The organism is Endozoicomonas euniceicola, assembly GCF_025562755.1.
Classification (GTDB): Bacteria; Pseudomonadota; Gammaproteobacteria; order Pseudomonadales; family Endozoicomonadaceae; genus Endozoicomonas_A; species Endozoicomonas_A euniceicola.
Window position 1 is genome coordinate 5,557,902 of record NZ_CP103300.1, and the last position, 12,639, is coordinate 5,570,540.

Sequence of the window (12,639 nt, forward strand, 5' to 3'; positions counted from 1 at the left end):
ACAGGGCAAAGCAGGATCAAGTTTGCACAACCACTAGCAGACAGGGGCTTGAAGGATTTACCCGTAGAAATATGGTCTATTCTTAGCGTTCAATTCTCATGACGTAACCGTTGAGTTGTGCTGTTCTCAATTCGCAAAAAAATCATATTTTTTACGGTCGTTCCTGTCACGCTGCTTTATAACCTGATTTTTGGCATTCATCTTTATCTATCCATTCGCCATGCAACGGATACGGTGGCCAAACGCCTGACAGAGCAGGTCTGGCACTATGCCAATGAGGTTGACGCTTACATCGTCAATCTTTTGCAGCAGGCTGACATTGTAGCGGGTGTGATCGGGTCTGACAGTGATGGGCTGAATTGGCTTCCCGGAGATTTGTTGCTGGAAACGCTGCAAAGCAACACCTTATTAAGAGGCATTGGCCTTGTCTGGTATGACCATAGTTCCAGTCAGCTGGAAGGTGTTCAGGCATTACGCTATGGACAAACCATAAAGATAGTGGAAGGTGTCGAAAGCTTCGGCCCGCTGCTGGTAAAAGCCTGGCCAAGAGTGGATGACACCCAGAAAGGAATATGGATAGAGTCCGCCTCGCTACAGAACGGTGGAAAAATCATCAGCCATGTTCTGCCTTTGTATAAAGCTGGCAGACGAGTTGGCGTGTTAAAGCTGGATGTTTGTCTCAGTGATCTTAGGGTTCGGGTCATTGACACCCATACGGGGCAACCGAAGTTTTCTATTATCAGTCGGCAGGGGAATTATCTGCACACTGACAGCAAAACGGCGAGAAGGTCGCATCACCATAAGATATTTGAGACGCTTGAGGTCTACGGGACTCCGGGTTTGTGGGATGATTTGTCAGAGGTTATTGATAAAGGTAAGCCGGTTCTGCGCAAATCCTGGATTCCCATGCGAGAACATGAGTACTGGTTTTTTGGAGCCCCGATCAGGGCGGGTCCCTGGTGGCTGATTACTCATATTCGGCGGGATGTAGCTCTTGGCATGGTCAGCGAGCAAGCCAAGGTGGATGCTTTGGTTATGCTGATTTCTCTGCTGCTTACTTTTACCTGCGCCTGCCTGGTTTCCGACCGTATTACCAGGCCGTTGACGCAGCTGAAACAGTCGATGGATGATTTCACCTACCGACAGAGCTACCCGGTGATTACCAAAATGTCTGATGATGAAGTGGGTAGCCTGGCGGAAAGTTTTCAGGAGCTGCTGGAGAAACTGGCTGATCGGGATCAGACGCTGCATGACATGCGGGCGAATAACATCGGGCACCTGGTACAGAAACTCAGGGGGCAGTACGTTTATTTTAATCTGGATGAACAGGGGCGAGTCATCCATGTGAGCCCATCCATTCAATCGATTCTGGGCTATAAACCCGTTGAATTCCTGGGCCCCTTAAATCGTTTTATTGTCGATGCTGCACAGCGAACCCTGTTTAAGGAACAACTCCGGGGCGTATTGTCGGGCAATGCTTCTACCTTTGAACTGGAGGTGCTGCACAACGATGGCCGGCACCGGCGTCTGGAAATTTTCTGGAGCGATATGTTCGATGTTAAAGGCAGTTATTCGACTATAGAAGGTATGGCCAACGACATTACCGAACGCATTAACGATACACGTAAATTTAAGGCTTTGCTGGATTCTGCACCGGATGCGACGGTTATCTCCACGCCGGATGGCATTATCAGTATGATTAATAGCCGGGCTGAAACGATGTTTGGTTTTGAGCAGCAAGAGCTGGTTAATATGCCTCTGTGTTTACTAACGCCACTGAATTGCCGTTCTGCTCACCCTTTGCTGGGGGATCTTAGTGCTGTTAGCTGGGAACAGTTTTGCCTGACGGGCTTTGAATCCCATGGCATTGATCGGGAAGGGCGGGTCTTTCCTGTTGATATCACCAGCAATCCACTGGAAACGGATGATGGTTTGCTGATTTCTATGGTGGTCAGGGATATTACCGAGCGCAAGCGTATAGAGTGTGAATTGACGGAAGCCAAGGAACAGGCTGAGCGTGCCAACCGTGCCAAAGGTTTGTTTCTTTCCAACATGAGCCACGAACTCAGGACGCCGCTCAATGGAGTGCTGGGGTACACGCAAGTGTTACTGCAGGATCGGGAAGTCCGGGAAGGGCATGAGAAAAGCCTGCGGACCATTGAATCAAGTGGAAGACATTTGTTGTCTTTAATAAACGACATTCTTGATCTGACCAAAATAGAATCCAGTCAGATTGAGCTGCATCCGGTCACTATGGATTTGCGGGAAATGTTAGCTGATGTGCGCAATATGTTGCTGGAAAAAGCCAACAGCAAAGGGCTGGTCATAAAGATTGAATCTGCATCGGATTTACCGTCAGTCATTGTGGCAGATGAAATAAAAGTACGACAGATTTTGATCAATCTGATGAGTAACGGAGTGAAATATACGAAGTCGGGCTGGATCAGGATGCTGGTTCAAAAGAACGGTGAACGCTTGCACTTTGCCGTAAAGGACACAGGGATTGGTATTGATGAATCAGGTTTGCAGCGGGTATTTGAACCTTTCAGGCAGTTGAAATCCGAATATATGGCAGGAGGAACCGGGCTGGGACTGGCAATCAGTCGGCATCTGGTTGCGGCTATGGGGGGAGAATTGACCGTATCCAGTGAAGTGGGTAAAGGCAGTTGTTTTGAATTTTCTATTCCTCTGGAAGTTGGAAATGTTGAAGAACTTCAGGGCCGTTACCGGGTGCATCGTGATTCCTACTGTCCAGAGCTGCCGGAAAGCTGGAAGGGACAGTCAATTCTGGTGGTGGACGATGTCGAAAGTAATCGTGACATGCTGGCGTGTTTGCTGAAGATTCCGGGGTTTTCGGTGCAGCAGGCCTGCAATGGTGTCGAAGCACTTGAAGCGCTTGATCAGAATGACTTCGTTATGGTGCTTATGGATATTCGCATGCCAGTACTGGACGGTGTTGAGGCATTGCGTCGTATCAGGCAACGACCCCATGGGCGTCGTATAAAGGTGCTGGCGGTCACTGCCAGTGTCAGCCAGGAGGCTCGCTCAGGGCTGCTTATGAAAGGCTTTGATGGCTTTATTGGTAAACCTTTTGATGCCGCAGAGTTGTATGAACTGATTGAAAGGCAGCTGGGAATTGAGTTTAAACTGACTCGCAGTAAACAGGTGTTGTCTACTGATCTTGATGAGTTGATTGCAAAACTGAACAGCGATAAACGAGAGTTGTTTACCCAGTGCATTCGTGAAGCCGTTGAAATGGGGGACCTGGAATCCCTGCAGGAGCGGGTTAAGCCGTTTGGTGAAAGTCCGGATTTTGACGAGTTGAGTCAATATATTGTGCAGTTGTGTGAAGCCATGGATCTTGAGCAGCTGGAATGCCTGGTTAATAAGTTGAATTTAGCTGTTGGCTGTTAGCTGTTGGCTGTTAGCTGTTAGCCAATAGCCAACAGCCAACAGCCAACAGCCAACAGCCAGCAGCCAATAGCCAATAGCCAATAGCCAATAGCCAATAGCCAAAAGCCAAAAGCCAAAAGCCAAACAGCTTCTGTTATCTCCACAGCTGGCATAGTATAACTGTCTTTCGCAACAGAACTCAGGAGGTTGTAGTGACTGACAAATTATCCGATCTTGCTCTGCAACTGTCGCTTGAGTTAGACAAACAGTCATTGGTAATGGCGACTGCCGAATCCTGTACCGGAGGCTGGGTCAGCCAGGTATTGACGGCTATTCCGGGCAGCTCCGGCTGGTTTGAAGGGGCAGTGGTCAGTTATTCCAATGCCATGAAGCACCGGCTTCTTGATGTTCCCCGGGAGCTATTAGATACATACGGTGCGGTCAGCCAGCCTGTTGTTGAACAAATGGCGCGTGGTGTTGCCATGAATCTGGATGTTCCTGTCAGCATTGCTATCAGCGGTATTGCTGGTCCTGGAGGGGGAACCCGGGATAAACCGGTAGGCACTGTTCATATCGCATGGTATTGTCGGGAAAAAACCTTTTCCGAAGCCTTCCGGTTTGCAGGTGACCGGCAGCAGGTGCGAGAGCAGTCTGTAGAGGTTGCCCTGTCCGGGCTGATCAGGCTTTTGCAATAACCCGCGACTTAAATCAATAAATATACTGGACAAATATACATATAGTGTTTAAATATACAGTATGTGTAGCGTTTATATTCGCCATGCCCTGCGCAGGCAAGCACTGAGGATCGATCAGATAATGGATGAGAACAGAAAGAAAGCACTGGCAGCGGCTCTGAGTCAGATTGACCGCCAATTTGGTAAAGGTGCTGTCATGCGAATGGGTGACCAGAAGCAGGAAGCCATTCCCGCCATTTCCACAGGCTCTCTGCAGCTGGATATCGCACTGGGTATCGGTGGTTTGCCCAAAGGCCGGATTATTGAAATTTACGGGCCAGAATCCTCTGGTAAAACAACCCTGACTCTGAGTGCTATTGCTGAAGCCCAGAAGCAGGGCGCCACCTGTGCTTTTATCGACGCCGAACACGCCCTTGATCCTCAGTATGCCGGTAAACTGGGTGTTAATGTTGAAGACCTGTACGTATCCCAGCCTGATACCGGTGAACAGGCTCTGGAAATTACCGACATGCTGGTTCGTTCCGGAGCGGTTGATGTCATTGTTGTAGACTCGGTGGCGGCGCTGGTGCCAAAAGCTGAGATCGAAGGCGATATGGGTGATTCTCATGTAGGTCTGCAGGCGCGCCTGATGTCCCAGGCTCTCCGGAAACTGACCGGCTCCATCAAGCAGACTAACTGCATGGTGATCTTCATTAACCAGATTCGTATGAAGATTGGTGTGATGTTTGGCAATCCGGAAACCACGACCGGTGGTAATGCTCTGAAATTCTACTCTTCTGTGCGACTGGATATTCGCCGTACCGGTGCCGTGAAACAGGGCGATGAGATCATTGGTAATGAGACCCGGGTCAAGGTCGTTAAAAACAAGGTTTCACCTCCGTTCAAACAGGCGGAATTCCAGATTCTCTATGGTCATGGCATTTACCATATGGGCGAGGTGATTGATCTGGGTGTGAAGTTGAAGCTGGTTGAAAAATCCGGAGCCTGGTATGCCTATAAAGGCACCAAGATTGGTCAGGGTAAAGCGAACGCCTGCAAATACCTGACAGAAAATCCGGAAATTGCGGATGAAATTGAGGCTCAGATTCGGGCTGAACTGCTGAATACCACTCCCGAGAAAGAAGATTCAGAAAAAGCGGGTAAGGAACCACTGTTAGCAGAATAATGCAGGAACTCTCTGAACAGGCGTTGACAGAGCAGGATGTTCGCCGGGCAGCCATGGATTTGCTGGCCCGGCGCGAACACAGCTACGCCGAGCTGTTTTATAAGCTAAAAAAACGCTTCCCTTCTGAGCTGATCGAAAAGGCTTTGCAAAAGCTGGTTGATGAAGGTTTGCAGAGTGATGAACGTTTTACCGAAGCCTGGGTCTATTCTCGCAGCAATAAAGGCTATGGTCCGGCACGTATCCGTAATGAATTAATACAGAAAGGCGTTTCACAAAGCCTGTTTTCGAATTATCTGTTTGACGATGATGATCAATGGTTTTCTGAAGCGAGCCGGTTAAAAATTAAAAAAGTCGGTGAGCAAAGAAAGCTTTCACCAAAAGATCGTATGAAGGTCTATCGCTTTCTGGCGCAAAGAGGCTTTTTGCCCAGTCATATCAATGCCTGCCTGGGGTAAAGCGAGTTGATTTGAGAGTTGTTACATGTCCCGTTGTTCCCGCTGTGGTTTTGAATCGTCCAGCTGTTTTTGCTCATCGTTGCCAGTGCTTAGTTGCCAGCATCGATTTTGCCTGTTAACCCATCCGCTGGAATTTGCCAAAGTCAGTAATACCGGAAAACTGGTCAGGGCGCTGCTCCCGGACACACTGGTGGTGAACTGGAGCCGGGTTGAGCCTTCAGAAGCGTTGCTGGCATTGCTTGATGATCCGCATTGGCAACCGTTTTTGTTGATGCCCGAGGCTTACGCTATTTATCAGCAGGCGGTTAATCAGCAAAAAGTCACTGAAGAAAAAGCAACGCCCTCAGGCAAGCTGTTTATTCTGTTGGATGCGACCTGGCAGCAGGCGCGGAAAATGTACCGACAAAGCTCTTATCTGCACACTTTGCCTCTGATGTCTCTGAAGAATGTGCCGGCATCGGGTTATAGTTTGCGCAGGAATCAGCAGGCGGGTCACCTTTGTACCGCAGAAGTGGCAGCGGAAATCCTGAAAAATGCCGGTATGCCCGAAGCTTGCCGCAGCTTTCAACAATCAGTGTCTGACTTTTGCCATCATTACCGACAGCTTCAGTTGACTGGAAAACTCTCTGATTGAGAGCGGCCCTAAGGGGAGCGGAAGGTTAGAATATACCGCTGTTGGCTATTAGCTTTTGGTGGTTGGCTGTCTGAGCAGCTAATAGCCAACCGCCAAAAGCCCGGTAAGACATTGAATGCTGCGCCCCTAGGTGCGTATTTATAGGGGGCTTTAAAGAAAATACATCCATAGACTGATATTTCCTGCTGATTCTACCGTCTGCTTCTATATAATGTCCGGTTTATTATTGCTATTTGAAACTCCCTGACGGAAGACCTGTATGAAAAGCTCTGAGATACGATCTGCCTTCCTTAACTTCTTTAAGGAAAAAGGGCATGAAATTGTGCCAAGCAGTTCGCTGGTGCCTCACGATGATCCAACCCTGCTGTTCACCAATGCCGGGATGAATCAGTTCAAGGATGTATTTCTTGGACGTGAAAACAGGGCTTACAGCCGGGCGACTACTTCCCAGAAATGTGTTCGTGCCGGTGGTAAACACAATGACCTGGAAAACGTTGGTTACACCGCTCGTCACCACACCTTTTTTGAAATGCTGGGTAACTTCAGCTTCGGTGACTACTTTAAGCAGGATGCCATCCGGTACGCCTGGGATTTCCTCACCGGCACCTTGAACCTGCCTGCTGAAAAGCTGTGTGTCACCGTTTATGAAGCTGACGATGAAGCCTATAACATCTGGCTGAATGAAGTGGGCGTACCGGCTGAAAATATCATTCGCATCGGTGACAACAAAGGTGCGCCTTACGCATCAGATAACTTCTGGCAAATGGGCGACACTGGCCCGTGTGGTCCATGTACTGAAGTGTTCTACGACCATGGTGATCAAATCTGGGGTGGTCGTCCGGGCACGCCGGAAGAAGATGGTGATCGTTTCATTGAAATCTGGAACATCGTCTTTATGCAGTACAACCGTCAGGCTGACGGAACCATGGACCCTCTGCCCAAACCGTCTGTCGATACCGGTATGGGGCTGGAGCGCATTTCCACCATTCTGCAGGGCGGCCATAGCAACTACGATATTGATATCTTCCAGAACTTGCTGAGCGATGCTTCCAAAGTACTGGGTGGCGTTGATACAACGATTGGCTCCCTGAGGGTTATTGCTGACCACATTCGTTCCAGTGCTTTCCTGATCTCTGACGGCGTGATGCCATCTAACGAAAGTCGTGGTTACACTCTGCGCCGTATTATTCGTCGTGCCTGCCGTCATGGCCACAAGCTGGGCGCAACCGAAACGTTCTTCTACAAGCTGGTGGGCTCCCTGGTGTGCGAGATGGGCGACGCTTACCCGGAACTGAAAAACAACCAGGCTCAGATCGAACGCATTCTGTTGCAGGAAGAGGAGCAGTTTACCAAGACTCTGGACAAAGGCATGCGCCTGCTGGAAGACAAGCTGTCTACTCTGGAAGGCACTGTGATTCCGGGTGAAGTGGTCTTCACGCTCTATGATACTTACGGTTTCCCGGTTGACCTGACTGAAGATATCGCCCGTGAACGTGAACTGACGGTAGACACCGAAGGTTTCGAGCAGGCACTGGAAGCCCAGCGTGAGCGCGCCCGTGCCGCCAGTAAGTTTGGTATGGACTATAACGAGCAGCTGACCGTTGACGGTGTGACCGAATTTACCGGTTACCAGTCCCTGCAGGGTGGTTCAGCGGTAAAAGCTCTGTTTGTCGAAGGGCAGGCAGTCGGGTCTGTTTCTGAAGGCCAGAAAGCCACGGTTGTTCTGGAAGCGACGCCATTTTACGCGGAGTCCGGTGGTCAGGTGGGGGATACCGGTAGCCTCACGTTTGCAGGCGGTTCCATCAAGGTGCTGGATACTCTCAAACAGGGCGACAGTCATCTGCATATTGCCCGGATTTTATCGGGTGAGTTGAAAGTCGGTGACAGGGTGGAAGCGGAAGTAAACGCTGAGAAACGCCATGCCACCGCTTTGAACCACTCCGCTACCCACCTGCTGCACGCAGCGCTGCGTAAGGTTCTGGGTGATCATGTGGCCCAGAAAGGCTCTTTGGTTGACCCGGAACGCCTGCGCTTTGACTTCTCCCATTTTGAAGCGGTAAAACCAGAAGAACTGCGCGCTATTGAGCGTATGGTGAACGATCAGATTCGCGCCAATACCGAAGTCACCACTGAGCTGCTGGGTATGGAAGCGGCTCAGGCCAAAGGTGCCATGGCACTGTTTGGTGAGAAATACGGCGATGAAGTGCGCGTATTGTCCATGGGTTCCGGCAACTTCTCTGTAGAGCTGTGCGGTGGTACCCACGTTGTTCGCACAGGTGACATCGGTTCCATCCGTATTCTGGCCGAATCGGGCATTGCGGCGGGCGTGCGTCGTATTGAGGCTGTCACCGGGCAAAATGCCGATGTTCGTCAGGAAAGCCTGGAAGATACCCTGAAGTCAGTGGCTGCGCTGGTGAAAGGTTCTCAGGACAATATTCTGGATAAGGTTAAAGGGCTGCTGGAACAGAACCGCAAGCTGGAAAAAGAGATGCAGCAGCTCAAGCAGAAGCTGGCGTCTGCTGGCAGTGCAGACCTGTTAAGCAAGGCTGTAGAAGTGAATGGCGTGAAGGTGCTGGCTACGGCACTGGAGGGCGTTGACCCGAAATCCCTGCGGGATATGGTTGACCAGCTTAAGAATAAGCTGGGTTCTGGTATCGTTTTCCTGGCCGTACCGGCAGAAGGTAAATTTCCTCTGGCCGCTGGTGTCACCAAGGATCTGACCGGCAAGGTAAAAGCTGGTGACCTGTTGAAAATGGTGGCAGAACAGGTCGGTGGCAAAGGTGGTGGCCGACCTGATTTCGCTCAGGGTGGTGGTTCTCAACCTGAAAATCTGCAAGCCGCTCTGGAATCCATTTCAGGCTGGCTGACTGCGAAACTGTAACTGGAATACCAGGCCCCTGCTTCAGTAGGGGCTTGTCTGACTGCATCGATCGTGAAGGATGGCTTTTTACCTACGGCCATTCGTGTTAAATTCCTGACTCGGCACAATGATGTAAGAAAGAAATAAAAATGGCGCTGTTAGTACAAAAGTTTGGCGGCACCTCCGTGGGCGATCTGGATCGCATTCAGGGGGTAGCCGACAAGGTGAAAGGATTCAGGGACAAAGGGCATGACGTCGTTGTGGTCGTTTCCGCCATGAGTGGTGAAACCAACCGTCTGACTGAGCTCGCTACCACCCTTCAGAAACAACCCTCACCCAGAGAGATGGATGTGCTTCTGTCCACCGGGGAGCAGGTCACCATCGCATTGCTTTCCATGGCTCTGGAAGAAAGAGGCTGTCCGGCCCGGTCTTATACCGGAGGGCAGGTTCGCATCACTACCGACAATGCTCACACCAAAGCCCGTATCAAAAAGATTGACACTGAACGCATGCGGCATGATCTGTCGGAAGGGCGTGTGCTGGTTGTGGCTGGTTTTCAGGGGTGTGATGTTGACGGCAATATTACCACCCTGGGGCGGGGTGGGTCAGATACCACGGCCGTCGCGCTGGCGGCAGCACTGAAAGCCGATGAGTGCCAGATATACACCGATGTTGACGGTGTTTATACCACCGATCCACGAGTGGTGGATAGCGCTCGCCGACTGGATAAGATTACCTTTGAAGAGATGCTGGAAATGGCCAGTCTCGGCTCAAAAGTGCTGCAGATTCGTGCCGTGGAATTTGCCGGAAAATACAACGTTAATTTAAGAGTGTTGCACACGTTCCAGGATGGGCCTGGTACTCTGATCACGCTGGAGGAGGACGTCGCTATGGAATCACCGGTTGTGTCCGGAATAGCCTTTAATCGGGATGAAGCCAAAATCACCATCAAGGGTGTGCCGGATATTCCGGGCGTGGCATCACGCATACTGGGGCCGGTCAGCGCTGCCAATATTGAAGTCGATATGATCGTACAGAACGTAGCAGCAGATCGTACAACGGATTTTACCTTCACCGTACATCGTAACGATTACCAGCGTACCATGGATGTTGTTGCCCAAATCTGCGAAGAACTGGGTGCGAAAGAGCACGATGGCGACAGCAAAATTGCCAAAGTCTCTATCGTAGGGGTTGGTATGCGTTCTCATGCTGGCGTGGCCACCAGAATGTTTCAGGCGCTGGCTTCTGAAGGCATTAATATCCAGATTATTTCCACCTCTGAAATTAAGGTATCGGTGATTATTGCTGAAAAGTATCTGGAGCTGGCTGTTCGTGCTTTGCATTCCGTTTTTGAGCTGGATAAGGAACCAGCCGCTGAAAACAGTGTCTAATCACCCGAACATACCTTGACTGGGGTGTGATGGCGTCGGGGTATTGTCGATTCTGAAGGTCGATAGGAAAAAAACTACCGTCATTCCCAACGGGCGCAGATATATCAACTAGACTGTCTGTGCTCAAACATGCTGTTTTAATTTGAATGATTTATGACTACATTTCTCTGCTAGTAAAAATACGCATGGAAATGTTGAGTTCGGCGGCTAGACTTGTTGTGCTGAGTAATTCTTAAGCATGAATCGGTGGGCTGGCATAACCTTGCCGGGGCTGACAACAAGGCAGTCATAAGAGAAGAAGCCAGGGTAGGTCTAACTGCCCCTGTTATTTCTCCTCTATTTTGGTGATGCCAAAGCGATTCCTCCACAAGTCGGGTCGCTCGGGGATACAACCATTGCGCCGCCGTGCTCAGGATTGACGGTCGTTGACTTACAGAGATGTAAATAAGGAGATTGTAATGCTGATTCTGACTCGCCGTGTAGGAGAGACCTTGATGGTTGGGGACGAGGTCACGGTCACCGTACTGGGCGTAAAAGGTAACCAGGTACGTATTGGAGTGAATGCCCCCAAAGAAGTCGCCGTCCACCGCGAAGAGATATACCAGCGAATCCAGAAGGAAAAAGAACACGGTGTTCCTGCTTCCGCCCCTGAGAATTACTGATATTTAAAAAAGACAGTCCGTTCGACTGGCAGAGAATTTGCGGTTTGATAAGACACCTGGCTTTTTAGTCAGGTGTTTTTGTTTGTATCCGAGATGCATTTCATTATTAAGGCCGGGATGGTCTTAATGATAAACAGATAGTCTTTGTCGTTTAATGGCTTTCGTAATAAAAAACTTGCATTTCAGGAGGTTGAAGGTAATATAGCCAGCGTTCCCGGTGAGGTGGCCGAGAGGCTGAAGGCGCTCCCCTGCTAAGGGAGTATACGGTTTGTAGCCGTATCGAGGGTTCGAATCCCTCCCTCACCGCCATACAGTTTAATGAACGAAGTTTGCTGAAAAGTTTTGCGCGCTCGTAGCTCAGCTGGATAGAGTACCTGGCTACGAACCAGGCGGTCGGAGGTTCGAATCCTCCCGAGCGCGCCATAATTAAGCCCACATCAATCGATGTGGGCTTTTTGCGTTTTACACTGTGCTTCTTTTCTTAATAACTCCGCCCACTTTTCTGTCCAGCCATCGTGGTGACTGGCCTTCTCAACAACCACAGTTTGTATGCAGCTTGGATGAGCAAAAAATTTTAAGTAATGGTCGCTAACTTCTTTGGGGATGATCGGGTCTTTTTCGCCATAGAAATGAATTTGTGGTAGCCGTTTAAGCTTGTTGGCAAAACTCACTGGATTAATGGCGGTTGGCATCGGGCTGACTTTGTGAAAATTGTTGGTGAATTCAGGGTCAAGGTTTCCTGCAATAGTGCGAACACTGATGACATCGTCTCGACTGGCTGCAATGATCAGTGCGATGGTGGCTCCTCCGGAGTAGCCAATCAGTTCGAGCTGTTTAAAGTTGTATTGTTGCTTGAGCTTTGTAACGGCTTCGTTCATTGAATTAATAACTTTCTGATCGTACCTTCCAAAAGTCCAGGTATATGGAGAGCAGTCTGGTTGCATAATAAACTGGCATGGTCGGGCTAAATACGCAATATCACGTTTTTCATCTTCAGCCATGATTCTATGAACCAGTCTGTTAGTTGGGGTTGGGTTTGATGAGGGCCGACCGCTACGCATCCAGGCTTTGCCATCGCCTTCAATATAAATTCTCAGTATGTCTGATGACTTATCGTAAACTGGCTGCATTCCCATGATTGAGAATTCAGTAGTGTGAATTACCTGGGTGTTTAGATGCTTTTTTCTGGCAACTTGTTCGGTGATTTTAAGTGGGCTGGTTGTCTGGCAGCCTGAAAAAATGAATAAGACGGTTGCTAATAATAAATTGAAGTGGCGCATTTTGTTTTTGGTAATAGGTGTTTTTAATGGAACAATATTACCACTAATTTTAATAATTTTATTGTGGATTTAATAAGGATTTTTCAGAAAAACCTATAAAAATA

Annotated in this window: 9 protein-coding genes and 2 tRNA genes; 10 read left to right on the top strand and 1 reads right to left on the bottom strand. The window is 49.4% G+C overall.

What is annotated here, in order from left to right:
• The first annotated feature begins 117 nt into the window (after positions 1 to 117).
• The 10 genes from NX720_RS22595 to NX720_RS22640 all read left to right on the top strand — a co-directional run bounded on the left by NX720_RS22595 (position 118) and on the right by NX720_RS22640 (position 11,678).
• Positions 118 to 3,414: a hybrid sensor histidine kinase/response regulator gene (locus NX720_RS22595; protein WP_262597700.1), complete on the top strand. Its 3,297-nt coding sequence runs from the start codon at positions 118 to 120 to the stop codon at positions 3,412 to 3,414.
• Positions 3,415 to 3,605: 191 nt separating this feature from the next.
• Entirely contained in the window at positions 3,606 to 4,088 is a 483-nt protein-coding gene (locus NX720_RS22600) for a CinA family protein (RefSeq protein WP_262597702.1), read from the top strand.
• A gap of 121 nt (positions 4,089 to 4,209) precedes the next feature.
• Positions 4,210 to 5,253: a recombinase RecA gene (gene recA / locus NX720_RS22605; protein WP_262597704.1), complete on the top strand. Its 1,044-nt coding sequence runs from the start codon at positions 4,210 to 4,212 to the stop codon at positions 5,251 to 5,253.
• Entirely contained in the window at positions 5,253 to 5,708 is a 456-nt protein-coding gene (locus tag NX720_RS22610) for a regulatory protein RecX (RefSeq protein ID WP_262597706.1), read from the top strand. Before recA ends, NX720_RS22610 begins: the two co-directional genes overlap by 1 nt.
• Before the next feature lie 25 nt (positions 5,709 to 5,733).
• Positions 5,734 to 6,342, top strand: a complete 609-nt coding sequence (locus tag NX720_RS22615; RefSeq protein ID WP_262597708.1) for a tRNA-uridine aminocarboxypropyltransferase — start codon at positions 5,734 to 5,736, stop codon at positions 6,340 to 6,342.
• A gap of 259 nt (positions 6,343 to 6,601) precedes the next feature.
• Entirely contained in the window at positions 6,602 to 9,223 is a 2,622-nt protein-coding gene (gene alaS / locus NX720_RS22620) for an alanine--tRNA ligase (RefSeq protein WP_262597710.1), read from the top strand.
• A gap of 128 nt (positions 9,224 to 9,351) precedes the next feature.
• On the top strand, positions 9,352 to 10,593 hold the full coding sequence (locus NX720_RS22625) for an aspartate kinase (protein WP_262597711.1): 1,242 nt from the start codon (positions 9,352 to 9,354) through the stop codon (positions 10,591 to 10,593).
• Positions 10,594 to 11,051: 458 nt separating this feature from the next.
• Positions 11,052 to 11,255, top strand: coding sequence for a carbon storage regulator CsrA (gene csrA, locus NX720_RS22630; RefSeq protein WP_262597712.1), 204 nt, complete (start codon positions 11,052 to 11,054; stop codon positions 11,253 to 11,255).
• 216 nt (positions 11,256 to 11,471) lie between these two features.
• A tRNA-Ser gene (locus NX720_RS22635) sits at positions 11,472 to 11,564 on the top strand.
• 37 nt (positions 11,565 to 11,601) lie between these two features.
• Positions 11,602 to 11,678: transfer RNA gene (locus NX720_RS22640), tRNA-Arg, on the top strand.
• A gap of 14 nt (positions 11,679 to 11,692) precedes the next feature.
• Here the strand turns inward: NX720_RS22640 and NX720_RS22645 are convergent.
• On the bottom strand, positions 11,693 to 12,391 hold the full coding sequence (locus NX720_RS22645) for an alpha/beta fold hydrolase (RefSeq protein WP_262597714.1): 699 nt from the start codon (positions 12,389 to 12,391) through the stop codon (positions 11,693 to 11,695).
• Positions 12,392 to 12,639 lie beyond the last annotated feature (248 nt).